The following is a 25,312-nucleotide window of genomic DNA, read 5'->3' on the forward strand; positions in this document are numbered from 1 at the left end:
ATTCCATTAACTATCTGTAAAAATGGTGCTGTCCGCAGTTCGGTGTTCAGGCGAGGAGAAGACGTTGAAGTCCAGGAAAGAGGTTGCCTCGGCGACCATGAAAGACGTTGCCGAGAAAGCACAAGTCTCAACAGCAACCGTGTCCCGCGCATTGATGAACCCTGACAAAGTCTCCCAGGCGACCCGAAACCGGGTTGAAAAGGCGGCGCTTGAGGTCGGTTATTTCCCGCAAGCCATGGGGCGTAACGTAAAACGCAACGAATCCCGCACCATCCTGGTGATCGTGCCGGACATCTGCGATCCCTTCTTCAGCGAAATCATCCGCGGCATTGAAGTCACGGCCGCCGCCCAGGGCTATCTGGTGCTGATTGGCGATTGTGCTCACCAGAACCAGCAGGAAAAAACGTTCATCGACCTGATCATCACCAAGCAGATTGATGGCATGCTGCTGCTTGGCTCACGCCTGCCGTTTGATGCCAGCATTGAAGAACAGCGCAATTTACCGCCGATGGTCATGGCGAACGAATTCGCGCCGGAGCTGGAGCTGCCAACCGTTCATATCGATAACCTCACCGCCGCATTCAACGCAGTGAACTATCTTCAGGAACTGGGGCATAAGCGTATCGGCTGTATCGCCGGACCAGAAGAGATGCCGCTGTGTCATTACCGCTTGCAGGGCTACGTTCAGGCGCTGCGCCGTACCGGGGCTATCGTCGATCCGCACTACATTGCGCGCGGTGATTTCACCTTTGAAGCGGGCGGGCAGGCGCTGGAAAAATTGCTGGCCTTGCCAGAACCGCCTACTGCGGTCTTCTGCCACAGCGACGTGATGGCGCTGGGGGCGTTATCCTACGCCAAACGTCACGGGCTGCGCGTGCCGCAGGACCTGTCGATTATCGGTTTTGATAATATTTCGCTTTCGGAGTTTTGCGATCCGCCGCTTTCGACCGTTGCCCAGCCACGGTATGACATTGGCCGGGAAGCGATGCTGCTTTTGCTGGATCAGCTGCACGGTCAAACAGTTAGCAGTGGGTCACGGCTACTGGATTGTGAGCTGATTGTGCGCGGCTCTACCCAGGCATTAACTTAAAGTAAATACCTTTCGACACCCTTATCTGGTCAAAGCCCCGTCGCTTAAGTAACATGGCGGGCTGACGAACGAATAAATACAGCGAAACGATAGTGGCACAACGAGATTATGTACGTCGCGGCCAGCCGGCACCTTCGCGACGCAAAAAGAGTAGTTCAAAAAGCAAGCAACGTAGCCTGTCTGCTGTCTCCCCAGCCATGGTCGCCATTGCTGCGGCCGTGCTGGTGGCCTTTATTGGCGGCCTCTACTTCATTACGCATCATAAAAAAGAAGAGTCTGAAGCCCTTCAGGGTAACAAGGTCGTCGGCAACGGCCTGCCGCCGAAGCCTGAAGAGCGCTGGCGCTACATTAAAGAGCTGGAAAGCCGCCAGCCTGGCGTACGTGCGCCTACCGAGCCTTCTGCCGGGGGTGAAGTGAAGAATGCCGATCAGCTGACGGACGAACAGCGTCAATTGCTCGCTCAGATGCAGGCGGACATGCGCCAGCAGCCTACGCAGCTGAACGAAGTACCGTGGAACGAACAAACCCCGGCGCAGCGTCAGCAAACGTTGCAGCGCCAGCGTCAGGCTCAGCAGCAAACGCAACAGCAGCAGTGGACGCAGACGCAGCCGGTACAGCAGCCGCGTACACAACCGCAGCAGCAGACGCGTACCGTACAAACTCAGCCTGTCCAGCAGCAACCGAAGGCGCAGCCGCAGAAGCAAACGGCACAGCCGTATCAGGATCTGTTGCAGACGCCTGCGCATACCACTGCGCAACAGCCAAAAACGCAGCAGGCTGCGCCGGTCACCAAAGAGACCGAGGCACCGAAGCAGACGGCTGAGAAAAAAGATGAACGCCGCTGGATGGTTCAGTGCGGTTCGTTTAAAGGCGCCGAACAGGCCGAAACGGTGCGTGCTCAGCTGGCATTTGAAGGATTTGACTCACGCATTACCACCAATAACGGCTGGAATCGCGTAGTGATTGGACCGGTCAAAGGCAAAGAAAACGCAGACGGCACCATTTCCCGTTTGAAAGTGGCTGGCCACACAAACTGCATTCGACTCGCCTCCGGGGGTTGAAACCCCCAAATTCCCCCCCATCTATCATTTAATTCAGCCCTGAGCACAGGCTCAGGGCTTCTGTTTCCCGAATCTGTAACCAGGGGGTCTGCTCGTGACAACAATAGTAAGTGTACGCCGTAACGGCCAGGTGGTAATTGCCGGTGATGGCCAGGCCACGCTGGGTAATACCGTCATGAAAGGCAACGTGAAGAAAGTACGTCGTCTTTATAACGACAAAGTGATCGCCGGTTTCGCAGGCGGCACGGCTGATGCCTTCACGCTGTTTGAACTGTTTGAACGCAAACTGGAAATGCATCAGGGTCATCTGGTGAAAGCCGCCGTTGAGCTGGCAAAAGACTGGCGTACCGACCGCATGCTACGCAAGCTCGAAGCGCTGCTGGCCGTGGCTGACGAAAACGCCTCGCTGATCATCACCGGTAACGGCGACGTGGTTCAGCCTGAAAACGACCTGATTGCCATCGGCTCTGGCGGCCCGTACGCCCAGGCCGCAGCCCGTGCGCTGTTGGAAAATACCGACATGAACGCGCGCGATATCGCGGTGAAAGCGTTGGATATTGCAGGTGATATCTGCATCTATACCAACCACAATCACACCATCGAAGAATTACCGTCTAAAGCGTAAGGATCGCCCATGTCTGAAATGACCCCACGCGAAATTGTCAGCGAACTGAACAAACACATTATCGGCCAGGACAACGCCAAGCGCTCCGTGGCTATCGCACTGCGTAACCGCTGGCGTCGCATGCAGCTCGACGAAGAGCTTCGCCACGAAGTGACGCCAAAAAATATTCTGATGATCGGCCCGACCGGTGTGGGTAAAACCGAAATCGCCCGTCGTCTGGCCAAACTGGCTAACGCGCCGTTCATCAAAGTTGAAGCCACCAAGTTCACCGAAGTGGGCTATGTGGGTAAAGAAGTGGACTCCATCATCCGCGACCTGACCGACTCGGCGATTAAGATGGTGCGTGTCCAGGCAATTGAGAAAAACCGCTATCGCGCCGAAGAGATGGCCGAAGAGCGTATTCTCGACGTGCTGATCCCACCGGCAAAAAACAACTGGGGACAGGCTGAACAGCAGCCTGAACCTTCTGCTGCGCGTCAGGCATTCCGCAAAAAACTGCGCGAAGGCGAGCTGGACGACAAAGAGATTGAGATCGATCTCGCTGCCGCGCCAATGGGCGTGGAAATTATGGCACCTCCGGGCATGGAAGAGATGACCAGCCAGTTGCAGTCCATGTTCCAGAACCTGGGCGGACAGAAGCAGAAAGCGCGTAAGCTGAAAATCAAAGACGCGATGAAGCTGCTGATTGAAGAAGAAGCCGCGAAGCTGGTTAACCCGGAAGAGCTGAAACAGGATGCTATCGACGCGGTTGAGCAGCACGGTATCGTGTTTATCGACGAAATCGACAAGATCTGTAAGCGCGGCAACGCGTCCGGCCCGGATGTCTCACGCGAAGGCGTTCAGCGCGACCTGCTGCCGCTGGTGGAAGGTTGCACCGTCTCCACCAAGCACGGCATGGTTAAAACTGACCACATTCTGTTTATCGCCTCCGGTGCGTTCCAGATTGCCAGCCCGTCTGACCTGATCCCGGAACTTCAGGGACGTCTGCCAATCCGCGTCGAGTTACAGGCGCTGACCACCGAAGATTTCGAACGTATCCTGACTGAGCCAAACGCTTCTGTGACCGTACAGTACAAAGCGCTGATGGCGACCGAAGGCGTGAACATTGAATTTACCGATGACGGTATCAAGCGCATCGCCCAGGCCGCGTGGCAGGTCAACGAAACCACCGAAAACATCGGTGCGCGTCGTCTGCACACCGTGCTGGAACGCCTGATGGAAGACATCTCTTATGATGCGAGCGACCTTAACGGTCAAAGCATTACCATTGACGCAGACTATGTGGGCAAACACCTGGATGCGTTAGTGGCAGATGAAGATCTGAGCCGTTTTATTCTATAATCGCGTTCAATGCATTTTCATCACTGTTGATGGGGGCTATGGCCCCCATTTTTATTGGCTAAATAACTATGACTGATATCAGCCGTACACAGGCGTGGCTCGAAAGTCTGCGTCCTAAAACGCTTCCTCTGGCTTTTGCCGCCATTATCGTCGGTACCACGCTTGCCTGGTGGCAGGGTCATTTCGATCCGCTGGTAGCAGGTCTGGCGCTTGTCACCGCCGGGCTGCTGCAAATCCTCTCTAATCTCGCCAATGATTACGGCGATGCGGTAAAAGGCAGCGACAAGCCTGACCGCATCGGGCCGCTGCGCGGCATGCAAAAAGGGGTGATTACCCAGGCACAGATGAAGCGGGCGCTGATTATCACCGTGGTGTTGATTTGCCTGTCCGGGCTGGCGCTGGTGACGGTCGCCTCGAAAACCACCAGTGATTTCATTGGCTTCCTGGTGCTGGGCTTGCTCGCCATTATTGCAGCCATTACCTATACCGTCGGGACGCGTCCTTACGGGTATATTGGTCTGGGCGACATCTCCGTGCTGGTGTTCTTCGGCTGGCTGAGCGTGATGGGAAGCTGGTACTTACAGGCGCACACGGTGATCCCTGCCCTGTTCCTGCCGGCGACCGCCTGTGGTCTGCTGGCGACGGCGGTGCTGAATATCAATAATCTGCGCGACATCGATAGCGACCGCGAAAACGGTAAAAACACGCTGGCCGTGCGTCTGGGTCCGGTGAATGCACGCCGCTATCACGCCTGCCTGCTCATCGGCGCGCTGGTCTGCCTGGCGCTGTTCAATCTGATCTCTCTGCACAGCCTGTGGGGCTGGCTGTTTATGCTCGCCGCACCGCTGCTGATTAAGCAGGCCCGCTACGTCATGCGTGAACTCAGCCCGGCCGCCATGCCACCGATGCTGGAACGTACGGTAAAAGGCGCGTTGCTGACTAACCTGCTGTTCGTCATCGGGATTGTCTTAAGCCAGACGCTGAGTTAGCTGACAAATATCAATTAACAATTGATGATTTTGCCAACAACGCATTTCGCACGATATACTGAACACATTCGCAGCAACAGAGCGTTAAACCTATGAAATACGATACCTCCGAGCTTTGTGACATCTACCAGGAAGATGTCAACGTCGTTGAACCCCTGTTCTCCAACTTTGGTGGACGGTCGTCGTTTGGCGGACAAATCATCACGGTGAAATGTTTCGAGGACAACGGGTTGCTGTACGATCTGCTCGAAGAGAACGGCCGTGGCCGCGTTCTGGTGGTCGACGGTGGCGGTTCCGTGCGCCGTGCATTGATTGATGCTGAACTGGCGGGAATTGCCGTCCAGAACGAGTGGGAAGGCATTGTGGTGTACGGTTCCGTGCGTCAGGTGGACGATCTCGAAGACTTGGATATCGGGATTCAGGCCATCGCGGCCATACCGGTAGGCGCAGCGGGCGACGGCATCGGCGAAAGCGACGTGCGCGTCAATTTCGGCGGCGTGACCTTCTTCTCGGGCGACCACCTTTATGCTGACAATACCGGGATTATCCTTTCCGAGGATGCGCTGGATATTGAGTAGTTAATCGGTAAGCGAGATGCATAAAAAAACCGCCAACTGCAATGTGGCGGTTTTTTTGTCCCTCGGGATTCGCGGTCCGTTGGGTGATATTGCAACCTTTAACCAGGATTTTTATCTTACCCTGGTTCATTCCTCAGGTAACCCCTGTCGACCCTTTATAAATTCCTAATTATGTGTGGAAACCTTAACTCCGCAGCTGTTGCTCATTATGATGCTGTGTCCCTTTCCGCCATCTCGCAAATGGGCATCGGTCCAGGGAAAGGTGTATTCACAACCGTAAAGCAACCTTTAACCGGGCTTGTGTCCACCGACTTATCACCGGTGGTGAACGGTGGAGCGGTAAGCAGCAGGGACCGCATAATGAAACGCTATTTATGTATCGCGTTCATTGTCGCCAGCGTACTCGTGGTAAAGAGCGATGAACCTGTTGGGTTTGTTGCTTTTGCTACGACAGCGCAGGACAAGTAGCGTTAAGGCCGCCCAGGGCGGCCTTTTTTATGGTTTGATGTCGGTTAGCGAAAACCATAAAAAAGCCGGGTGGCGGCTTCGCCTTACCCGGCCTGTTCAATTCATTCCCTAAGGAAATCAAACTTCTTCCATACGTCCCAGCAGCGCCTGCAAGCGTTCCTGCCAGCCGTTCTGCTGTTCGCGCAGCTGGTTGTTTTCGCGCTCCAGTTCTTCACGGCTGTGTTGAGCATTCTGAACTTCCTGTGACAGGGAGTTGTTCTTCTCTTTCAGCTCTTCAATTTCCATTTGCAGCAGCGTGATGGTGTCAATCGCCTGCTGTACTTTCGATTCCAGTTTCTCAAACACTTCTAAAGACATGATCCTACCTCTCCTGAATTGCAAGGCGACGCTTTAACGTAAACGCGCACAACATATGTTCCGATTGTATGGAGCGCCGTCGCCCCTGTCCAGCGGCATGCCACGCAGATCGCGGTTTGCAACACTTTTCGGCCTCGTCCTGGTGCGTTCGCCGCATATACCCCTAAGTTGTTAACCCATAAGTTAAAGAAATGATTCAGCCCATAATCATTATCTGATGCAAAAACGCGCTTTATGGCGCGAAAACGCTCATTTTATTGACGCAGACCACACATTTAGATTTCGATATTTCTCGTTTGTGCTCGTTAACGATAAATTAACACTATGTCTACAGGGCATCGTGACTGTCACGGGCGGTCACGCAAACAATAAACATTACTCTTTTGCAGGATTCCGATTATGAGTCAGACATCAACCTTAAAAGGCCAGTGTATTGCCGAGTTCCTGGGTACCGGGTTGTTGATATTCTTCGGAGTAGGCTGTGTCGCAGCACTGAAAGTGGCGGGTGCCAGTTTTGGTCAGTGGGAAATCAGTATTATCTGGGGTCTGGGCGTGGCGATGGCCATCTACCTGACCGCAGGGGTTTCCGGTGCACATCTTAACCCGGCGGTGACCATCGCGTTGTGGCTATTCGCGTGTTTTGACGGACGCAAAGTTGTTCCTTTCATCATTTCGCAATTTGCCGGCGCCTTTTGCGCAGCGGCGTTAGTTTACGGGCTTTATTACAATCTTTTCATCGACTTCGAACAGACGCATCATATGGTGCGTGGCAGTGTCGAAAGTCTGGATCTGGCAGGCATTTTCTCAACGTATCCGAATCCGCATATCAATTTTGTGCAGGCGTTCGCGGTTGAGATGGTGATTACCGCTATTCTGATGGGCGTCATCATGGCGCTGGGCGACGATGGAAACGGCATTCCGCGCGGCCCGCTGGCGCCACTTTTGATTGGCCTTCTGATTGCGGTAATTGGCGCATCCATGGGTCCGCTGACCGGCTTTGCGATGAATCCGGCGCGTGACCTGGGTCCAAAAACCTTCGCCTTCTTTGCGGGATGGGGCGATGTCGCCTTCACGGGCGGCAAAGACATTCCTTACTTCCTGGTTCCGCTGTTCGGGCCAATCGTAGGGGCGGCGCTGGGCGCATTCGGCTATCGCAAATTAATTGGTCGCCACTTACCGTGCGACACTTGTGTGGAAGAGGAGAAAGAGACGGCTTCCACCACACAACAAAAAGCTTCGCTGTAATCTGACTACGGGACACATACCATGACCGAAAAAAAATATATCGTTGCGCTCGACCAGGGCACCACCAGCTCCCGCGCTGTCGTAATGGATCATGACGCGAACATTGTCAGCGTGTCTCAACGCGAATTTGAGCAAATTTACCCGCGTCCAGGCTGGGTAGAACACGACCCGATGGAGATCTGGGCGTCGCAAAGCTCCACGCTGGTGGAAGTGCTGGCGAAAGCCGACATCAGTTCTGACCAGATTGCCGCTATCGGTATCACCAACCAGCGTGAAACGACTGTGGTCTGGGAGCGCGAAACCGGTAAGCCCATCTACAACGCCATTGTCTGGCAGTGCCGTCGTACGTCAGAGATCTGCGAACAGTTGAAGCGCGAAGGAATGGAAGAGTACGTGCGCAGCGCCACCGGCCTGGTGGTTGACCCCTATTTCTCCGGCACCAAAGTGAAGTGGATCCTCGACCACGTGGAAGGTTCACGCGAGCGCGCACGACGTGGCGAGCTACTGTTCGGCACCGTCGATACCTGGCTTATCTGGAAGATGACTCAGGGACGCGTTCACGTTACCGACTACACCAACGCCTCGCGCACCATGCTGTTCAACATCAACACCCTGGAGTGGGATGACAAGATGCTGGACGCGCTGGACATTCCGCGCGCGATGCTGCCAGAAGTCCGTAAGTCTTCAGAGGTGTATGGCCAGACCAACATTGGCGGTAAAGGTGGCACCCGTATTCCTATCGCCGGTATCGCCGGTGACCAGCAGGCGGCCCTGTTCGGCCAGCTGTGCGTCAAGGAAGGGATGGCGAAGAACACCTACGGCACCGGTTGTTTTATGCTGATGAACACCGGCGAGAAAGCGGTGAACTCAGAAAACGGTCTGCTGACCACCATCGCCTGCGGCCCGCGCGGCGAAGTGAACTATGCCCTGGAAGGCGCGGTATTCATGGCGGGTGCTTCCATTCAGTGGCTGCGCGACGAGATGAAGCTGATCAGCGACGCGTTTGACTCCGAATACTTCGCGACCAAAGTGAAAGACACCAACGGCGTGTACGTGGTGCCAGCGTTCACCGGTCTGGGCGCACCGTACTGGGACCCGTATGCCCGCGGCGCGATTTTCGGCCTGACGCGCGGCGTGAACTCAAACCACATTATTCGCGCGACGCTGGAATCTATCGCCTATCAGACGCGCGACGTGCTGGAAGCGATGCAGGCTGACTCCGGCATTCGTCTGCACGCCCTGCGCGTGGACGGCGGTGCGGTCGCGAACAACTTCCTGATGCAGTTCCAGTCCGACATTCTGGGCACCCGCGTTGAACGTCCTGAGGTGCGAGAAGTGACGGCGCTGGGCGCGGCGTATCTGGCAGGTCTGGCGGTTGGCTTCTGGCAAAACCTCGACGAGCTTCAGGAAAAAGCGGTTATCGAACGCGAATTCCGTCCTGGCATCGAAACCACCGAGCGCAACTACCGCTACAGCGGCTGGAAGAAAGCGGTGAAACGTGCCCTGGCGTGGGAAGAGCACGACGAGTAAACCTATATTCCCTCTCCCCTGGGAGAGGGTTAGGGTGAGGGGCTCCGACCGCACCGGTCCCCTCGCCCCTCCCCACTCTGTGATAAACTTCGTGCAATTCCTTTTGATTGTACGAGTACCTCATGAAACGTGAACTTGCTATCGAGTTTTCCCGCGTCACCGAAGCTGCCGCCCTCGCAGGCTACAAGTGGCTGGGCCGTGGCGACAAAAATACCGCAGACGGCGCTGCCGTCCACGCCATGCGCATTGTGCTTAATCAGGTCAATATCGATGGCACTATCGTCATTGGCGAAGGCGAAATCGACGAAGCGCCGATGCTCTATATAGGTGAAAAAGTCGGGACGGGCAAAGGCGATGCGGTGGATATCGCGGTCGACCCGATTGAAGGCACGCGCATGACGGCGATGGGCCAGGCCAACGCGCTGGCGGTACTGGCGGTGGGCGATAAGGGCTGCTTCCTCAACGCGCCCGATATGTACATGGAAAAACTGATCGTCGGTCCTGGCGCTAAAGGCGCTATCGACCTTAGCCTGCCGCTGGACGCCAACCTGCGCAATATCGCCGCGGCGCTGGGTAAAGCGCTCAGCGAACTCACCGTGACCATTCTGGCGAAACCGCGCCACGACGCCACCATCGCGTACCTGCAAGCGCTCGGCGTACGCGTGTTTGCTATTCCGGATGGCGACGTTGCCGCCTCTATTCTGACCTGCATGCCGGACAGCGAAGTCGACGTGCTTTACGGCATCGGCGGCGCGCCGGAGGGTGTGGTCTCTGCGGCAGTGATCCGCGCGCTGGACGGCGATATGCAGGCGCGTCTGCTGCCACGCCATGAGGTCAAAGGCGACAGCGACGAGAACCTTCGCATTGGTGCAGACGAACTGGCGCGCTGCGCGGCGATGGGCATCGAGGCCAATAAAGTGCTCGCGCTGAACGAGATGGCCCGCAGCGATAACGTGGTCTTCTCCGCAACCGGCATCACCAAAGGCGATCTGCTGGACGGCATCACCCGCAAGGGCAACATGGCCACCACTGAAACCCTGCTGATCCGTGGTAAATCCCGCACCATTCGTCGCATTAAGTCCATTCATTATCTCGATCGTAAAGATCCGGACGTACAGACGCACATTCTGTAAAACCGTTTGATCGATAGAGCTTTCCGGCCCGAATGGGCTGGAAATGTTTCCCGCAAGTACGGAAGATAGAAGAGAGAAACAGCACAGGAGAAGATCATGGCGGACTGGGTAACAGGTAAAGTCACAAAGGTACAGTTCTGGACCGATGCGCTATTTAGCCTCACGCTGCACGCTCCCGTTCATCCGTTTACTGCCGGGCAGTTTGCCAAGCTCGGGTTGGATATTGACGGTGAACGCGTACAGCGCGCCTACTCTTACGTTAATGCGCCTGATAACCCGGACCTTGAGTTCTATCTGGTCACCGTCCCGGACGGTAAGCTCAGCCCACGCCTCGCCGCGCTGAAGCCGGGCGATGAAGTGCAGATTGTCTCCGACGCGGCGGGGTTCTTCGTGCTGGATGAAATCCCCGACTGTGACACGCTCTGGATGCTGGCGACCGGCACGGCCATTGGCCCGTATCTTTCCATTCTGCAATACGGCAAAGATCTGGAGCGCTTTAAAAATATCGTGCTGGTTCACGCCGCGCGCTACGCCGCAGACCTGAGCTATTTGCCGCAGATGCAGGCGCTGGAACAGCGTTATGGCGGGAAGTTAAAAATTCAGACGGTGGTCAGCCGCGAAACCGCAGCCGGCTCGTTAACCGGTCGCGTTCCGGCGTTGATTGAAAGCGGCGCGCTGGAAGAAGCGGTGGGTTTACCGATGAATACCGAAACCAGCCATGTGATGCTGTGCGGTAACCCGCAGATGGTACGCGATACGCAGCAGTTGCTGAAGGATACCCGGCAGATGACGAAGCACCTTCGCCGCCGGCCGGGCCACATGACCGCCGAACACTACTGGTGATCAGCGGTACTTCACCTCAAGGGTATCTTTTCCATATTTGTTCTCGCTCTGGGTGCCGATAAACGCGCCCAGTTCGACAACCATCATTACAAAGATAACCGTCGGCAGCAGTCTGCCCACCACCCATGGGAGGATTGAGGGCAGCATTGACCAGTTCCCCGCCACCAGCATCCACGCCAGAATAATCAGGAAAGCCCATGCGCCGGAGCGGCCACGATCGTGCAGACGTTTCACCACTACGGCGGCGGTTGGCCACAGTAAACAGACCAGCGCAAATGCCGCCGTTTGCGTGCTCAGCCATGCGTTGTAGGCAACAAAAAACAGTAGCAGCATGGCGACAACCCACGTTGCAATCCAGATCCAGAAGTCACGGCGTCCAATACGCCCTTTGAATGAAAACAGCCACTGCTGTATGGTCATGTAAGGTTCCTTATTATTGTTTAGCCCGCATTTTACCCTGGAGTTGTGACCTTTTGACAAGCCGACAAGATATCGTTTTAATCATGGGCAATGATGGCCAGGGGCAATGTTGATGAAAAGTTCGGCACACTCTCTTTATTTGTGTTTAGCGATGCTGAGCGCCAGTTTTTCCCTCTATGCCGCGGAAACGGCTTCCCCGGTCACCGCCCCCTATCTTCTGGCGGGCGCCCCCTCTTTCGATCAATCTATCAGCCAGTTCCGCGAAGCCTTCAACAAAGAAAACCCCTCACTTCCGCTGGGAGAGTTCCGTGCGATTGACAGCGCCCGCGATACGCCGACCCTGACCCGCGCGGCCAGCAAAATTAACGAGAATCTGTATGCCTCTACCGCCCTTGAGCGCGGAACGTTAAAAATCAAAAGTATGCAGATCACCTGGCTGCCGATTCAGGGGCCAGAGCAGAAAGCGGCGAAAGCGAAAGCGCTGGAGTACATGAGCGCTATTCTGCGCGCCTTTACCCCCACCTTCACGAAAGCACAAAGCCAGCAAAAGCTGCAAAAACTGCTTACCGCCGGGAAAAACAAACGCTATTACGCCGATACGGAAGGTGCCGTTCGCTATGTCGTCGCAGATAACGGCGAAAAGGGGCTGACCTTCGCGGTTGAACCGATTAAGCTGGCTCTATCAGACGCACTCGAGGGGGCGAATTAATGACAAAAAGCAAAGCCTTTCGAGGGAAAATCTCTATACTGATTCACAGACCATGCTGCCCGACAGGGCGGCCATATTCCTTAATTCGCTTATTGAGCGTGGAGAATTGAAATGCGACATCCTTTAGTGATGGGTAACTGGAAACTGAACGGCAGCCGCCACATGGTAAACGAACTGGTTGCTAACCTGCGTAAAGAGCTGGCTGGCGTGACCGGCTGCGCGGTTGCTATCGCTCCGCCGGATATGTACCTGGATCTGGCTAAACGTGCCGCTGACGGCAGCCACATCATTCTGGGCGCGCAGAACGTTGACGTTAACCTGTCTGGCGCGTTCACCGGTGAAACCTCCGCTGAAATGCTGAAAGATATCGGCGCGAAATACATCATCATCGGCCACTCCGAGCGTCGCACCTATCACAAAGAATCCGATGAGTTCATCGCGAAGAAATTCGCTGTGCTGAAAGAGCAGGGTCTGATCCCGGTTCTGTGCATCGGTGAAACCGAAGCAGAAAACGAAGCAGGCAAAACCGAAGAAGTGTGCGCACGTCAGATCGACGCTGTGCTGAAAACCCAGGGCGCGGCAGCGTTCGAAGGCGCGGTTATCGCTTACGAGCCAGTCTGGGCGATCGGTACCGGCAAATCTGCAACTCCAGCGCAGGCACAGGCGGTGCACAAGTTCATCCGTGACCACATTGCAAAAGCAGACGCGAAAGTGGCTGAGCAGGTCATCATCCAGTACGGCGGTTCCGTTAACGCATCAAACGCAGCTGAGCTGTTCACCCAGCCAGACATCGATGGCGCACTGGTTGGCGGCGCATCCCTGAAAGCAGACGCTTTCGCGGTGATCGTTAAAGCGGCAGAAGCGGCTAAGCAGGCGTAATGCTGTTGCGGCGGGTGGCGCTTCGCTAACCCGCCCTACGGTTCTGTAGGCCCGGTAAGCGTCAGCGCCACCGGGCTTTTTTACAGCCGTCCCAGTAGGCTAAACCACAAATAATCCAGCGGCAGCAGCACCAGATACGTCGCAATCGCCAGCGCCAGACAGAGCAGCATCCCCGCCTTCGCAGGCACTTTCCCTAAGCCCATCGCCACCACAATCGGCGACGCCTGATACGGCAGCAGCGGCGTGGAATACCCCAGCACCTGAATCATGATCACCGACAGCAGCGGGAAGCCGGTCGCGTCCGAGAAGCTCTGCGCCAGCGTGGTGTACAGCGCAGGAACGCCGTTGGCGGTCATAATGAAGTTGAGCGCCGTGGTGATCCCCGTCAGCGCCAGGAAGCTGGTAAATGGGCGGTCTGCATCCAGCGGCATGATATGGAGCAACGCCTCGCCTACGGCCGCACCGATGCCGGTCTGCGTCACCGTAATGGCCAGCCCGAGTATACCCGCGACGTAAATACAGGTGCGCATATTCACCCCCGCCGAGAACTCTTCCCCGGTGATAAAACCGATGCGCGGCAGCATAACGATGACCGAGGCCGCCAGCCCCGTCCATGCTGGCCCAACGCCGTGCCAGCTCTCCGTCACCCACATCGTCAACACCACCGCCAGCAGCCAGGCGAGCCGTTTTTCGTCACGCCCCATCGGTTCCGATGGCGTGAGATCCTTCGCCGGTTTCGGGTTGCCGGGGAACAGCCAGCAGATCAGGCCAATCAGAATCAGGCCTTTGAGAATACCCAGCACCGGGGTGTGCAGCAGCAGATACGGGACATAGTTGAGGTGGATACCGTATGAGCCTTCCGCCGCGCCGCTCATCACCAGGTTGGGCACGTTGGCGGGCAAAATAGTGGCCGAGAGCTGGAAGGTGCCAAACCCGACCGCCAGCGCCAGGCCAAACCAGGCCCGCGAGCCATCAGGAATGCCGGCCCGCTTCGCCATCGCGGCGACAATCGGCATCAGCAGCGCAATACGTCCCATGTTCGACGGCATCACGAATGCCAGGGCATAGCTCAGCAGCACAACGCTCGCCACCATCAGCACCCAGGAGTCGGTAAGCTTTGCCGACAGCGCCCGGGCGGCCCTGTCCGCCAGGCCGGTTTTCCGAATCGCCACGCCCAGCACAAAGCCGCTGAACACCAGCCAGAAGGCAGACGAGGCGAAGCCGCCGAAGATCACTTCCGGCGGGGCGATTCTGGCGGTCATCGCCGCCGTGAAAAACAGCAGCGCGGTGATAAATTCCGGCAACAGCGACGTCGCCCACAGCACGATGGTGACGCCGACGATCAGCGAGGGAAGCAGCAGAGGATGCGTTAACCAGAGCGACATACCTGTCTCCTGTAGAATTTTTCAGCAAGTCTACGGCGACAGGCAGGGCGAGTAAACGCTATTTATGGTGGGGTCACTTCAGGATATCGCATTGATGATCCTGCAATTCCTCAGCCGACGCGCGGTTAAAGGTAAGCAGGTTACGCTCTGTCGCCAGCAAGACAAACGAGCCGTCCGACTGCTGTGCCATCGCCAGCGCGAAGCGTCCCATATGATCGCGGGCTTCCGGCAGCTCTTCCGCCAGCATCATAAACGGGCTGCGCTGCGCCAGTTCGTTCTCCGTCACCCGACGGGCAAGGTATTCATGCCCTTCCAGCCCGCCCGGAAGCGGTAACCACTGGGTGCTGATTTGCCCCTGCGACGCGTTCAGCTTCTCGCGCACGTCTGGGCGCAGACAGGAGATGTGGATATGAAAATGGTTTTGCGTGCGCCCGGTCGGGGAGTTGATGGTCAGCGAAACGGCGCTGTCAGGCACGTCGGCCCCCCGTTTCATACTCATAAAATGGCGAGACTGCCATGCCAGCCAGAAGAAATTCGGTGTCTGCGGCTCAGTCAGCAGCGGGCTTTCGGTGCCGTTGATACGGTACGTGGGCATCAGCAGGTATTGCAGCGGCCCGTTGCGGTCCTTGAACACCACGTAGCCCGCATCTGGCTTCATCTGCGCACACGGTGCCGGGTTACGGTTATGCAGCTGGTTGGGCACACACTGGTCGAGAACGATATGACGCAACGCATTCGGATTACCCGCTTTCATCCAGTACACGCCGCCTGCGGCAAGGGCGATAACGATCAGAATCAGTAAGATAATTTTTTTCACAACGCGTTCCCTGTTTTCAATAGAGGCAAAAGAGTAACGCAAAATGATGACCAAATAAAAAACCCGGCGGTTTTTCACACCGGGTTACCGTGTCGTTCTTTGTAAAACGCTTAGCGCTTGCTGATCTGGTCGAAGGTGCCGCCGTTAGAGAAGTGCTCTTTCTGCGCTTTGGTCCAGCCGCCAAACACATCATCAATAGTGAACAGCTTCAGTTTCGGGAAGGCGTTTTCGTATTTCTTCGCGACGGCCTCATCGCGTGGGCGGTAGAAGTTTTTCGCCGCAATTTCCTGCCCTTCCGGTGAGTAGAGGTACTTCAGGTAGGCTTCCGCCACCGCTTTGGTGCCCTTCTTATCAACAACCTTATCGACGACGGAGACGGTCGGCTCAGCGAGGATGGATTCGCTCGGGGTGACGATCTCGAACTTGTCTTTACCCAGCTCGTTGGCCGCCAGCAGGGCTTCGTTTTCCCAGGCGATCAGCACGTCGCCGATGCCGCGCTCGACGAAGGTGTTGGTTGCGCCGCGCGCGCCGGAGTCCAGCACCTCGACGTTTTTAAACAGTGCTTTGACGAAGTCCTGTGCTTTGGCCTGATCGCCGTTGTTGTGGTGCAGCGCGTAGCCCCAGGCTGCCAGATAGTTCCAGCGTGCGCCGCCGGAGCTTTTTGGGTTCGGGGTAATGACAGACACGCCTGGCTTAATCAGGTCGTTCCAGTCCTTAATCTGTTTCGGGTTGCCTTTACGCACCAGGAAGACAATGGTCGAGGTGTATGGCGCAGAGTTGTCCGGCAGACGCTTGATCCAGTTTTTGTCGATACGGCCACGCTCGGCGATAGCGTCAACATCGTAGGCCAGCGCCAGGGTCACCACGTCGGCTTCAATACCGTTGATGACGGAGGTCGCCTGCTTGCCAGAACCACCGTGAGACTGGCGAACCACCACGTTATCGCCGGTTTCCTGTTTCCAGTGCGCCGCGAAAGCTTTGTTGTACTGGTCGTACAGTTCACGCGTCGGATCGTACGACACGTTCAGTAACTGAATGTCCTTTGCCAGAACGCTGGTCGATGCCAGCAATAATGTTAACCCCACGCCCCATTTATTCATCGCCCAGCTCTCTTGTGTAGTGTTTTGATGAATGCAGCGTGCCAGAAAGCTAACCGATGATTAAAGAATAAAAAAAGATTGGCTATAACGTGCAGGAATAAAAAAAAGTGAATGAGCGGCCTGATGCCCTCACCCCAGCCCTCTCCCACGGGAGAGGGAGCAACCATAAAAAACGGTAACCCAAGGGTTACCGTTTTGCATTTACCTTGCCGCCACCGGGCAACAGAGCCAATCAGTACAGTTTTTTCGCGCAGTCCAGCCAGTCACCTTTGAACGGACGCTTCATGTTTTCAATGGCATCGATGATGTCATGGTGAACCAGTTTCTCGTTCTGGATACCGACGCAGCGGCCGCCGTGACCCTGAAGCAGTAGCTCGATCGCGTACGCGCCCATGCGGGACGCCAGGATACGGTCGTACGGGCCTGGGGAACCACCACGCTGAATGTGACCCAGAACGGTCGCGCGGGTTTCGCGTTTGGTTTCGGTTTCGATGTACTTCGCCAGCTCGTCAACGTCACAGATGTGCTCGGTGATAGCAACGATGGCGTGTTTCTTACCTTTCGCGATACCGGCTTTGATTTCAGCGACCAGATCTTCACGGCTGAATTCCACTTCCGGCACCACCACGAACTCACAGCCACCGGCAATTGCCGCCGCCAGAGTCAGGTCACCGCAGTAACGGCCCATCACTTCAACAATAGAAATACGCTGGTGTGAGGAAGAGGTGTCACGCAGGCGGTCAATCGCTTCCACAACGGTACCCAGCGCGGTGAAGTAACCGATGGTGTAGTCGGTGCCTTTGATGTCGTTGTCGATGGTGCCAGGCAGGCCGATGCACGGGAAGCCCATTTCAGTCAGACGTTTTGCACCCATGTACGAGCCGTCGCCGCCGATAACCACCAGCGCATCCAGACCCCGTTTTTTCATGTTTTCGATAGCCACTTCACGGATGTGTTCGTCACGGAATTCCGGGAAGCGCGCAGAACCGAGGAAAGTACCGCCACGGTTGATCATGTCAGACACGCTGTAGCGGTCGAGCTGAACCATGCGGTCTTCATACAGACCCAGGTAACCGTCATAGATACCAAAAACTTCCAGACCTTCCGTCAGCGCTGCACGGACAACCCCACGGATTGCCGCGTTCATGCCCGGCGCATCACCGCCGCTTGTCAACACACCGATTTTCTTAATCATGACTACCTCTGAACTTAGGAATGCAAAATTGAAATCTGCTGCCGGAAGAAACTGTTCAACCGTCGAATACTGCAAATAGTATATCAATCCCTTCCAGCTGAATTGATTCAGGTCAGGCCATATGGTGGTAATTTATCCACAAAATGCTGCTCTGGCTCACTTTTTTACAACGAATTACGAAAGCTCAAAACGCCCTGAGTACGACAGAGCACGGATCCTGATGAATAATGACGTCTGACCCAGGGAAACGCTGCAAAATCGCCTGCTCCACCTGTTCAGCGACCATATGCGCCTGAACCAGTGGCAGGTTGTCTTCCATTTCCAAATGAATCTGAATAAAGCGGGTCGGCCCTGACTGCCGCGTACGAAGATCGTGAGCACCACTGACGCCAGGCCAGTTGGTCACGATGGCATAAATTTCATCACGTTCTGCGTCCGGAAGCGCACGGTCAAGAAGCGACTGTACCGCTTCATACCCCATCCGCAAGGCGCTGTATAAAATATAGATCCCTATCCCTAACGCAAACAACGCATCGGCCCGATGCCAGCCATACCAGGCCAGACCAAGCGCAATAAGAATAGCCCCATTCATCATAACATCAGACTGATAATGAAGCATATCGGCCCGTACAGCCTGGCTTTGTGTTTTGCGTACAACCCAGCGCTGGAACGTTACAAGAACAAGTGTGCTTATAAGTGCAACTACCGTTACGACCACGCCAACGCCCGGATCGTTCATCGGAGAAGGCGAAATAAGATGCTGAATACCGGTCAAAAACAGGAAAAGCGCAGAGCCCGAAATAAACATGCTTTGTGCCAGCGCGGCCAGCGATTCCGCTTTGCCGTGGCCAAACGTATGCTCTTCATCCGCCGGTTGCAGCGAGTAGCGCACCACCAGCAGGTTGGTCAGCGAGGCGGCAATATCCACCAGTGAATCCACCAGTGCCGCCAGAATACTGACCGACCCGGTGTACCACCACGCGAAAATTTTAATGATCAGCAAACACGACGCCATCACCGTCGCGGCTATTGCGGCCCGGCTTACCAGCCGTCCATAGGATTGATTCATAAACACTCCTGTCATGCCATGGCGCTAGTATAACGGATGGTGGTGGAGTGAAAGGATGAATAAAGCGTTAACAAACCTGAACGATGGGCAAAAAAAACCCCCACATCATGTGGGGGAAGACAGGGATGGTGTCTATGGCAAGGAAAACAGGGTTTACTGGTTACTACGGGTACTGCTATTGCTACTGAAAAGCGTCATATCTGAGCTTCGCTGCATCCGTGCAACCTCACGCAACTGGTTCATCCGTTGCTGATGTTTGGTATTCAAAACCGCTTGCTGCTCGGGCGTTAGCAGGTGGAACATCTGGTTGCGAACCTTCGCCATCTCTACCTGACGGGCAACCTGTTCCTGCGCCATTTTTTCGGCCTGAGCGCGTACAGCGCTTTCGTCAAAATTTTCTGCGGTGACAAGGCGATGCATTGTCTCCATTTCGCTAACATTAACAGGGGGCTGGTCGTGTCTTGCCCTCTGCATCAGATCTCGCATCTGTTGACGCTGATGTTCGGTTAAACTTATGCCGTCAAACATATGGCTTTGGCTGCTGTGCTGCGTTGCGCCCTCTGCTGAGGAACCGTTATCGCTGATGATAGCTACAGCAGCCTGGCTAAACGCACTGAAGGCCAGCGTTGAGGCCATGACGGCAGCGGTAACTTTGCGCATCACTTGCTCCCAAAATCTTTCGTGTCGCGATTCAACGAGAGACAGTCTACGATTCAGGCTGCAAACATGCGTCAGGGGGTGTAAAACAACGTAAAGTCATGGATTAGATAGCCTTGATGTCGTAATTTCTGCCTCGGAGGTATTTAAACAATGAATAAAATCCTGTTAGTTGATGATGACCGAGAGCTCACATCTCTTTTAAAGGAGTTGCTCGACATGGAAGGTTTCAACGTCCTGGTTGCCCATGATGGGGAACAGGCGCTGAGTCTCCTTGACGACAGCATCGATTTACTTTTGCTCGACGTCATGATGCCGAAGAAAAACGGTATTGATACGTTGAAAGAGCTTCGCCAGACACACCAGACCCCCGTCATTATGCTGACCGCACGCGGCAGCGAGCTTGACCGCGTACTCGGCCTTGAGCTGGGTGCGGATGACTATTTACCTAAGCCGTTCAACGACCGTGAACTGGTGGCCCGTATTCGCGCGATCCTGCGCCGCTCTCACTGGAGCGAGCAGCAGCAGAATACCGACAACAGCTCGCCTACGCTGGAAGTAGACTCCCTGAGCCTGAACCCGGGCCGCCAGGAAGCGAGCTTCGACGGTGAAACGCTGGAGCTAACCGGCACCGAGTTCACCCTGCTGTATCTGCTGGCGCAGCATCTCGGCCAGGTGGTGTCGCGTGAACACTTAAGCCAGGAAGTGCTGGGCAAACGCCTCACCCCGTTTGACCGCGCCATCGACATGCATATCTCGAACCTGCGCCGTAAGCTGCCGGAGCGTAAAGACGGTCATCCCTGGTTCAAAACCCTGCGTGGTCGTGGTTATCTGATGGTTTCCGCTTCATGATAGGCAGCTTAACCGCCCGCATCTTCGCCATCTTCTGGCTGACGCTGGCACTGGTTTTAATGCTCGTTTTGATGTTGCCAAAACTCGACTCACGCCAGATGACGGAGCTACTCGACAGCGAGCAACGTCAGGGCGTGATGATCGAGCAGCACGTGGAAGCGGAGCTGGCAAACGATCCGCCGAACGATTTAATGTGGTGGCGCAGGCTGTTTCGCGCTATCGACAAGTGGGCGCCCCCCGGACAACGTCTTTTACTGGTCACCAGTGAAGGCCGCGTGATTGGGGCCGATCGCAATGAAATGCAGATTATCCGCAACTTTATTGGCCAGGCGGATAATGCCGATCACCCACAGAAAAAGAAATATGGTCGGGTAGAGATGGTCGGTCCTTTCTCGGTGCGGGATGGGGAAGACAATTACCAGCTCTATCTGATTCGCCCTGCGAGCAGTTCCCAGTCCGACTTTATCAACCTGCTGTTTGACCGTCCGCTTTTGCTGTTGATTGTCACGATGCTGGTCAGTTCCCCGCTGCTGTTATGGCTGGCGTGGAGCCTGGCGAAACCGGCGCGTAAGCTGAAAAATGCGGCGGACGAAGTGGCGCAGGGCAACCTGAGGCAGCATCCGGAGCTGGAATCCGGGCCGCAGGAGTTCCTGGCCGCCGGAACCAGTTTTAACCAGATGGTCTCTGCTCTTGACCGCATGATGACCGCGCAGCAACGCCTGCTGTCGGATATCTCCCACGAGCTGCGGACGCCGCTCACGCGCTTACAGCTGGGTACCGCCCTGCTGCGCCGCCGCAGCGGCGAGAGCAAAGAGCTGGAGCGTATTGAGACGGAAGCGCATCGCCTGGACAGCATGATCAACGATCTGCTGGTGATGTCGCGCAATCAGCAGAAAAACGCGCTGGTGAGCGAAACGGTGAAAGCCAATCACCTCTGGCATGAGGTGCTGGACAACGCGGCGTTCGAAGCGGAGCAGATGGGCAAATCGTTCACCGTCAACTTCCCGCCGGGCCCGTGGCCGCTCTACGATAACCCCAACACGCTGGAAAGCGCGCTGGAGAATATCGTGCGTAACGCCCTGCGCTATTCGCACACGAAGATTGAAGTGGCGTTTTCGGTGGATAAAGACGGGATTACCGTCATTGTCGATGACGATGGTCCTGGCGTCAGCCCGGAAGATCGCGAGCAGATTTTCCGTCCGTTCTACCGCACCGACGAGGCGCGCGACCGTGAATCTGGTGGTACGGGGCTAGGTCTGGCGATTGTTGAAACCGCCATGCAACAGCACCGTGGCTGGGTGAAAGCCGATGACAGCCCGCTGGGCGGGCTGAGGTTAACGCTATGGCTGCCGCTGTATAAGCGTTCGTAACCGTATGTGCCGGGTGGCGGCTTCGCCTTACCCGGCCTACTTTCTACGGAACCTCTTTCCCCCACAATCTCCGCGAACTGCTCTCGATCTTGCCGCTTAACCGCCGCTTCTGCATCGTTCTGGTCCAGCTGGTGGATAATCCCGCCGCTGACAGCAGGCGGTGATACTGCTCGTCATCAAACGGCATATGCCAGGCAATTGCGCAGGCCTCGTATACCGACACCTCACTCAAGCGCGAAGCCAGCTCAAGCGGCGCATCCGCCGAAACCTGTCCCGCCTGCACAACGCGATACAGCCAGCCGGTTTTACCCGCGTTTTGCAGCTGGGCCGACATATCCTGAATGCCGAAATGGTAATTAAGCTTAAAGCACGGTGAGCGCGGCTGGGTGACCTGAATCAAAGCATCGCCCCAGCGGTAAATATCGCCGATAAAGACGTTCTTCTCCGTCAGCCCCTCCGTTGAGAGATTTTCGCCAAACGCGGGGGCAACGAAGAGGTCCGCCTGTTCAGGAAATTCGGCTTTCCAGTGCTGATAGTGCTCGCGCGGATAGTGGCACAGCGCGCGATCGGGCCCGCCGTGGATTTTCTTTTCAGCCTGCTGGTCACCCGCAAGCCCGAGATCGGTCAACGTCAGCTCACCGTCGACCTGCACTTTGGCGATGGCGCTCGGGCGGCTGCCTTCGTACTCCCTTACCTTGCCTGTAAACACATTCACCGGGTAATGCATCTCCACTCCTTCAGATACAAAAAAAGCGAGTCATCAGACTCGCTTCTCACAGGCGTCAATGCAACCTTATTTTTTAGCGGCGAAACGCGCTGCTGCTTCGTCCCAGTTCACTACATCCCAGAAGGCTTTGATGTAGTCAGGGCGACGGTTCTGGAACTTCAGGTAGTAAGCGTGTTCCCACACGTCCAGACCCAGAATTGGGAAGCCGGATGCGCCAGAGATAGCTTCACCCATCAGCGGGGAGTCCTGGTTAGCGGTAGAAACGACCGCCAGTTTGTCACCTTTCAGGACCAGCCACGCCCAGCCAGAGCCGAAACGGGTTGCAGCGGCTTTTTCGAATTCCGCTTTGAAGTTGTCAACGGAACCGAAGTCACGCTCGATAGCCGCTTTCAGGTCGCCCTGAAGGGTGGTGCCGGTTTTCAGGCCTTTCCAGAACAGGCTGTGGTTAGCGTGACCGCCCGCGTTGTTGCGCAGCACGGTTTTCTTGTCTGCCGGCAGCTGGTCCAGTTTGGTGATCAGCTCTTCAACAGGCAGATTAGCGAACTCTGGCAGGCTTTCCAGCGCAGCATTCGCGTTGTTCACATAGGTCTGGTGGTGTTTAGTGTGATGGATTTCCATCGTCTGCTTGTCGAAATGCGGTTCCAGTGCGTCGTAGGCATACGGCAGGGATGGCAGTGTATAACTCATAATCCTCTCCATTATTGTCGGGCGGCACAGCTGTTAATGCCGCGTAAGCAGTTGGTTCATTATAGTTAATTAAATGATATTGAAAATGATTATCAATGCCGTAGTTTTTATAAGGTTATTAGATTTTTGATAAATGACAAAATTGTGAGTCTGCTCACGTGCTTAACGTGCTGATTGCCATCCTGAACAAAAGTGCGGCAACCTTCTGAAGGTTCCCAAACCGCCTCATTTTTACACTCATCAAGTCGGCGGGAAGCCTCCGGCTATAAAAACGATGAGGATGTAAAAATGAATCATGCGATTACGATGGGTATTTTCTGGCATTTGATAGGCGCGGCCAGTGCAGCCTGTTTCTATGCCCCGTTTAAAAAGGTGAAAGGCTGGTCATGGGAAACCATGTGGTCCGTTGGCGGCACCGTGTCCTGGCTGATTTTGCCATGGACAATCAGCGCCATGCTGCTGCCCGATTTCTGGGGCTACTTCTCCTCCTTCAGCGCCTCCACCCTGCTGCCGGTATTCCTGTTCGGCGCGATGTGGGGCATCGGTAATATCAACTACGGCCTCACCATGCGCTACCTAGGCATGTCGATGGGGATTGGCATCGCGATTGGCATTACGCTGATTATTGGCACCCTGATGACGCCAATCCTCAACGGCCACTTCGACGTGCTGATCAACACTCAGGGCGGGCGAATGACGCTGCTGGGCGTGCTGGTGGCGGTGATCGGCGTGGGCATCGTCACCCGCGCAGGCCAGCTGAAAGAACGCAAGATGGGCATCAAAGCCGAAGAGTTCAACCTGAAGAAAGGGCTGCTGCTGGCGGTGATGTGCGGCGTCTTCTCGGCGGGCATGTCGTTCGCCATGAACGCCGCCAAACCGATGCACGACGCCGCTGCGGCGCTGGGCGTCGATCCGCTGTACGTTGCCCTGCCAAGCTACGTGGTGATCATGGGCGGCGGCGCGCTGGTAAACCTCGGCTTCTGCTTCATTCGTCTGGCAAAAGTGAAGAACCTGTCGGTAAAAGCCGACTTCTCGCTGGCAAAACCGCTGATCGTCACCAACGTCCTGCTCTCCGCCCTCGGCGGTCTGATGTGGTATCTGCAATTCTTCTTCTACGCCTGGGGTCACGCCAGTATTCCGGCGCAGTATGACTACATGAGCTGGATGCTGCACATGAGCTTCTACGTGCTGTGCGGCGGGCTGGTTGGGCTGGTGCTGAAAGAGTGGAACAATGCCGGGCGTCGTCCGGTTGGCGTGCTGAGCCTGGGCTGTGTGGTGATTATCATTGCGGCCAATATCGTCGGCCTCGGCATGGCGAACTGATTACGCTGCCTTTCGACTGCGATGACGCCACTGAACCGGCGTCATCCCCACCTCACGGTTAAACACCACCGAAAAGTAGTTACTGTCCTCAAAGCCGCAGCGCATCGCCACTTCACTCACCATCAGCTCCGTATGCTGTAACAGGTACTGGGCGTGGCAGATGCGCAGCTGGCGCAGATAGTGGTTGACCGTCATCCCCGTCTGGGTGCGGAACTGCTGGCGCAGTGCGCGCTCGCTGCACTGCTCCTGCTCGCAGAATTTTTCCAGCACGAAACTCTTGTTCAGACTGCCCGCAAGCCGGGTGATGAGCTTATCCAGCAGCGCTTCCTGCGTGGTAGCAGAGGGATTATCCGTAGCGTAACGATGCCGCTTCAGGGTCATCACCAGCTGGGCAAAAAGCAGCTCCGACATCTGGTTTGCCACCGGATCGCTCTTCTGGCTCTCCTGCTCCAGCTGGGAAATCGTCTGGCGCACCTGAGCCATGCCGTTGCTGCTTAAGCGCCAGTGCGGTTCGCCTCTGGCATCATGAAAACCGGGGATATTGCCCGCCCAGTCGACATTCAGTTTAAGTCTGTCGGGGCAGTAGATGACGTTCTGCAACACCAGATCGTCAACCGAGGCGTAGGAGTGTTTGTCTTCAGCGCGGATGTAGAACAGGTCTCCGCGCGTGATGCGGTAGGGGCGGTCGTTGAGGACGTGCAGGCCGTTGCCTCGCCATACCAGCACCAGCTCGCAAAACTCGTGGGTGTGCTCGGCAAAGACGTTTTGCGGGTAGCGGTCGGCCACCGCGACGGCCTGACTCGCGGAGGCAAAAAAATCATCTTTGCGAAGAATGAGCTGAGCAGCCACACCACAACCTCTA

Annotated in this window: 26 protein-coding genes; 15 read left to right on the forward strand and 11 right to left on the reverse strand. The window is 55.9% G+C overall.

The window, feature by feature from the left end; translation table 11 throughout:
• Positions 1–64: 64 nt before the first annotated feature.
• The 6 genes from cytR (at position 65) to rraA (ending at position 5,684) form a co-directional block, all read left to right on the forward strand.
• Positions 65–1,090, forward strand: a complete 1,026-nt coding sequence (cytR, locus tag O1721_RS03035) for a DNA-binding transcriptional regulator CytR (protein ID WP_003862038.1) — start codon at positions 65–67, stop codon at positions 1,088–1,090.
• 92 nt (positions 1,091–1,182) lie between these two features.
• The gene (gene ftsN, locus O1721_RS03040; RefSeq protein ID WP_017383099.1) at positions 1,183–2,151 is read left to right on the forward strand and encodes a cell division protein FtsN; all 969 of its coding nucleotides are present in this window, start codon (positions 1,183–1,185) and stop codon (positions 2,149–2,151) included.
• A 94-nt stretch (positions 2,152–2,245) separates the two neighbouring features.
• Complete coding sequence (gene hslV, locus O1721_RS03045; protein WP_003862036.1) at positions 2,246–2,776, forward strand: ATP-dependent protease subunit HslV; 531 nt, start codon at positions 2,246–2,248, stop codon at positions 2,774–2,776.
• Between the two features lie 9 nt (positions 2,777–2,785).
• A complete protein-coding gene (hslU, locus tag O1721_RS03050; protein ID WP_032649853.1) occupies positions 2,786–4,117 on the forward strand; it encodes an HslU--HslV peptidase ATPase subunit in 1,332 nt (443 codons plus the stop codon).
• Between the two features lie 62 nt (positions 4,118–4,179).
• Positions 4,180–5,106, forward strand: coding sequence for a 1,4-dihydroxy-2-naphthoate polyprenyltransferase (gene menA, locus O1721_RS03055; protein WP_087653974.1), 927 nt, complete (start codon positions 4,180–4,182; stop codon positions 5,104–5,106).
• Positions 5,107–5,198: 92 nt separating this feature from the next.
• The gene (rraA, locus tag O1721_RS03060) at positions 5,199–5,684 is read left to right on the forward strand and encodes a ribonuclease E activity regulator RraA (RefSeq protein ID WP_015569946.1); all 486 of its coding nucleotides are present in this window, start codon (positions 5,199–5,201) and stop codon (positions 5,682–5,684) included.
• A gap of 585 nt (positions 5,685–6,269) precedes the next feature.
• On the opposite strand, the gene zapB is transcribed toward rraA, so the two are convergent.
• Positions 6,270–6,509, reverse strand: a complete 240-nt coding sequence (gene zapB / locus O1721_RS03065; RefSeq protein ID WP_003862031.1) for a septal ring assembly protein ZapB — start codon at positions 6,507–6,509, stop codon at positions 6,270–6,272.
• Between the two features lie 399 nt (positions 6,510–6,908).
• Between zapB and O1721_RS03070 the strand changes: the two genes are divergently transcribed.
• The 4 genes from O1721_RS03070 (at position 6,909) to fpr (ending at position 11,260) form a co-directional block, all read left to right on the forward strand.
• Positions 6,909–7,754 carry an MIP/aquaporin family protein gene (locus O1721_RS03070; RefSeq protein WP_015569943.1) on the forward strand — a complete coding sequence of 282 codons (846 nt, stop codon included), beginning with the start codon at positions 6,909–6,911 and terminating at the stop codon, positions 7,752–7,754.
• Positions 7,755–7,775: 21 nt separating this feature from the next.
• Entirely contained in the window at positions 7,776–9,284 is a 1,509-nt protein-coding gene (gene glpK / locus O1721_RS03075) for a glycerol kinase GlpK (protein WP_032649857.1), read from the forward strand.
• Between the two features lie 122 nt (positions 9,285–9,406).
• Complete coding sequence (glpX, locus tag O1721_RS03080; protein ID WP_015569942.1) at positions 9,407–10,417, forward strand: class II fructose-bisphosphatase; 1,011 nt, start codon at positions 9,407–9,409, stop codon at positions 10,415–10,417.
• A 96-nt stretch (positions 10,418–10,513) separates the two neighbouring features.
• The gene (gene fpr / locus O1721_RS03085; protein WP_003862024.1) at positions 10,514–11,260 is read left to right on the forward strand and encodes a ferredoxin--NADP(+) reductase; all 747 of its coding nucleotides are present in this window, start codon (positions 10,514–10,516) and stop codon (positions 11,258–11,260) included.
• Here the strand turns inward: fpr and O1721_RS03090 are convergent, their stop codons facing one another.
• Complete coding sequence (locus O1721_RS03090; RefSeq protein WP_006808672.1) at positions 11,261–11,680, reverse strand: DUF805 domain-containing protein; 420 nt, start codon at positions 11,678–11,680, stop codon at positions 11,261–11,263.
• A 112-nt stretch (positions 11,681–11,792) separates the two neighbouring features.
• Here O1721_RS03090 and O1721_RS03095 point away from each other — a divergent pair, with 112 nt between their 5' ends.
• Entirely contained in the window at positions 11,793–12,389 is a 597-nt protein-coding gene (locus O1721_RS03095) for a DUF1454 family protein (protein WP_017383094.1), read from the forward strand.
• A gap of 111 nt (positions 12,390–12,500) precedes the next feature.
• Positions 12,501–13,268 carry a triose-phosphate isomerase gene (tpiA, locus tag O1721_RS03100; RefSeq protein WP_003862019.1) on the forward strand — a complete coding sequence of 256 codons (768 nt, stop codon included), beginning with the start codon at positions 12,501–12,503 and terminating at the stop codon, positions 13,266–13,268.
• Positions 13,269–13,348: 80 nt separating this feature from the next.
• On the opposite strand, the gene O1721_RS03105 is transcribed toward tpiA, so the two are convergent.
• From O1721_RS03105 to cpxP, 6 genes are all read right to left on the reverse strand, one after another.
• On the reverse strand, positions 13,349–14,653 hold the full coding sequence (locus tag O1721_RS03105; RefSeq protein WP_032649859.1) for an SLC13 family permease: 1,305 nt from the start codon (positions 14,651–14,653) through the stop codon (positions 13,349–13,351).
• A 73-nt stretch (positions 14,654–14,726) separates the two neighbouring features.
• Entirely contained in the window at positions 14,727–15,470 is a 744-nt protein-coding gene (locus O1721_RS03110) for a CDP-diacylglycerol diphosphatase (protein WP_032650108.1), read from the reverse strand.
• Positions 15,471–15,580: 110 nt separating this feature from the next.
• The gene (locus tag O1721_RS03115) at positions 15,581–16,570 is read right to left on the reverse strand and encodes a sulfate ABC transporter substrate-binding protein (protein ID WP_032649861.1); all 990 of its coding nucleotides are present in this window, start codon (positions 16,568–16,570) and stop codon (positions 15,581–15,583) included.
• Between the two features lie 232 nt (positions 16,571–16,802).
• Complete coding sequence (gene pfkA, locus O1721_RS03120) at positions 16,803–17,765, reverse strand: 6-phosphofructokinase (protein WP_003862009.1); 963 nt, start codon at positions 17,763–17,765, stop codon at positions 16,803–16,805.
• A gap of 184 nt (positions 17,766–17,949) precedes the next feature.
• On the reverse strand, positions 17,950–18,834 hold the full coding sequence (fieF, locus tag O1721_RS03125) for a CDF family cation-efflux transporter FieF (protein ID WP_032649863.1): 885 nt from the start codon (positions 18,832–18,834) through the stop codon (positions 17,950–17,952).
• Between the two features lie 153 nt (positions 18,835–18,987).
• Positions 18,988–19,494 (reverse strand): cell-envelope stress modulator CpxP, encoded by a 507-nt coding sequence (gene cpxP, locus O1721_RS03130; RefSeq protein ID WP_003862006.1) that lies wholly within the window; start codon positions 19,492–19,494, stop codon positions 18,988–18,990.
• Between the two features lie 150 nt (positions 19,495–19,644).
• Between cpxP and cpxR the strand changes: the two genes are divergently transcribed.
• Complete coding sequence (gene cpxR / locus O1721_RS03135) at positions 19,645–20,343, forward strand: envelope stress response regulator transcription factor CpxR (protein ID WP_003862004.1); 699 nt, start codon at positions 19,645–19,647, stop codon at positions 20,341–20,343.
• Positions 20,340–21,713, forward strand: coding sequence for an envelope stress sensor histidine kinase CpxA (gene cpxA / locus O1721_RS03140; protein ID WP_479953596.1), 1,374 nt, complete (start codon positions 20,340–20,342; stop codon positions 21,711–21,713). The genes cpxR and cpxA overlap by 4 nt, the downstream gene beginning before the upstream one ends.
• A 43-nt stretch (positions 21,714–21,756) precedes the next feature.
• On the opposite strand, the gene yiiM is transcribed toward cpxA, so the two are convergent.
• Both yiiM and sodA read right to left on the reverse strand, forming a co-directional pair.
• Entirely contained in the window at positions 21,757–22,440 is a 684-nt protein-coding gene (yiiM, locus tag O1721_RS03145; RefSeq protein ID WP_017382697.1) for a 6-hydroxyaminopurine reductase, read from the reverse strand.
• Between the two features lie 66 nt (positions 22,441–22,506).
• Positions 22,507–23,127: a superoxide dismutase [Mn] gene (gene sodA, locus O1721_RS03150; RefSeq protein ID WP_003861999.1), complete on the reverse strand. Its 621-nt coding sequence runs from the start codon at positions 23,125–23,127 to the stop codon at positions 22,507–22,509.
• Positions 23,128–23,415: 288 nt separating this feature from the next.
• On the opposite strand from sodA, the gene rhaT reads away from it, so the two are divergent.
• Positions 23,416–24,450: an L-rhamnose/proton symporter RhaT gene (gene rhaT / locus O1721_RS03155; RefSeq protein ID WP_032649866.1), complete on the forward strand. Its 1,035-nt coding sequence runs from the start codon at positions 23,416–23,418 to the stop codon at positions 24,448–24,450.
• Here rhaT and rhaR read toward each other — a convergent pair whose 3' ends face one another.
• On the reverse strand, positions 24,451–25,299 hold the full coding sequence (gene rhaR / locus O1721_RS03160) for an HTH-type transcriptional activator RhaR (RefSeq protein WP_032649868.1): 849 nt from the start codon (positions 25,297–25,299) through the stop codon (positions 24,451–24,453). It abuts the gene before it with no gap.
• Between the last annotated feature and the right edge of the window lie 13 nt (positions 25,300–25,312).

The sequence above is a fragment of the Enterobacter cloacae complex sp. HYC033_NIDB genome, assembly GCF_056673335.1.

Coding starts and splice junctions, on each gene's coding strand:
- O1721_RS03090 (WP_006808672.1), bottom strand. CDS start 11,680: ATGACCATACAGCAGTGGCTGTTTTCATTCAAAGGGCGTATTGGACGC.
- cpxP (WP_003862006.1), bottom strand. CDS start 19,494: ATGCGCAAAGTTACCGCTGCCGTCATGGCCTCAACGCTGGCCTTCAGT.
- yiiM (WP_017382697.1), bottom strand. CDS start 22,440: ATGCATTACCCGGTGAATGTGTTTACAGGCAAGGTAAGGGAGTACGAA.
- glpX (WP_015569942.1), top strand. CDS start 9,407: ATGAAACGTGAACTTGCTATCGAGTTTTCCCGCGTCACCGAAGCTGCC.
- fpr (WP_003862024.1), top strand. CDS start 10,514: ATGGCGGACTGGGTAACAGGTAAAGTCACAAAGGTACAGTTCTGGACC.
- glpK (WP_032649857.1), top strand. CDS start 7,776: ATGACCGAAAAAAAATATATCGTTGCGCTCGACCAGGGCACCACCAGC.
- hslU (WP_032649853.1), top strand. CDS start 2,786: ATGTCTGAAATGACCCCACGCGAAATTGTCAGCGAACTGAACAAACAC.
- fieF (WP_032649863.1), bottom strand. CDS start 18,834: ATGAATCAATCCTATGGACGGCTGGTAAGCCGGGCCGCAATAGCCGCG.
- pfkA (WP_003862009.1), bottom strand. CDS start 17,765: ATGATTAAGAAAATCGGTGTGTTGACAAGCGGCGGTGATGCGCCGGGC.
- cpxA (WP_479953596.1), top strand. CDS start 20,340: ATGATAGGCAGCTTAACCGCCCGCATCTTCGCCATCTTCTGGCTGACG.
- tpiA (WP_003862019.1), top strand. CDS start 12,501: ATGCGACATCCTTTAGTGATGGGTAACTGGAAACTGAACGGCAGCCGC.
- cpxR (WP_003862004.1), top strand. CDS start 19,645: ATGAATAAAATCCTGTTAGTTGATGATGACCGAGAGCTCACATCTCTT.
- rraA (WP_015569946.1), top strand. CDS start 5,199: ATGAAATACGATACCTCCGAGCTTTGTGACATCTACCAGGAAGATGTC.
- rhaT (WP_032649866.1), top strand. CDS start 23,416: ATGAATCATGCGATTACGATGGGTATTTTCTGGCATTTGATAGGCGCG.
- O1721_RS03115 (WP_032649861.1), bottom strand. CDS start 16,570: ATGAATAAATGGGGCGTGGGGTTAACATTATTGCTGGCATCGACCAGC.
- O1721_RS03105 (WP_032649859.1), bottom strand. CDS start 14,653: ATGTCGCTCTGGTTAACGCATCCTCTGCTGCTTCCCTCGCTGATCGTC.
- O1721_RS03070 (WP_015569943.1), top strand. CDS start 6,909: ATGAGTCAGACATCAACCTTAAAAGGCCAGTGTATTGCCGAGTTCCTG.
- O1721_RS03095 (WP_017383094.1), top strand. CDS start 11,793: ATGAAAAGTTCGGCACACTCTCTTTATTTGTGTTTAGCGATGCTGAGC.
- sodA (WP_003861999.1), bottom strand. CDS start 23,127: ATGAGTTATACACTGCCATCCCTGCCGTATGCCTACGACGCACTGGAA.
- zapB (WP_003862031.1), bottom strand. CDS start 6,509: ATGTCTTTAGAAGTGTTTGAGAAACTGGAATCGAAAGTACAGCAGGCG.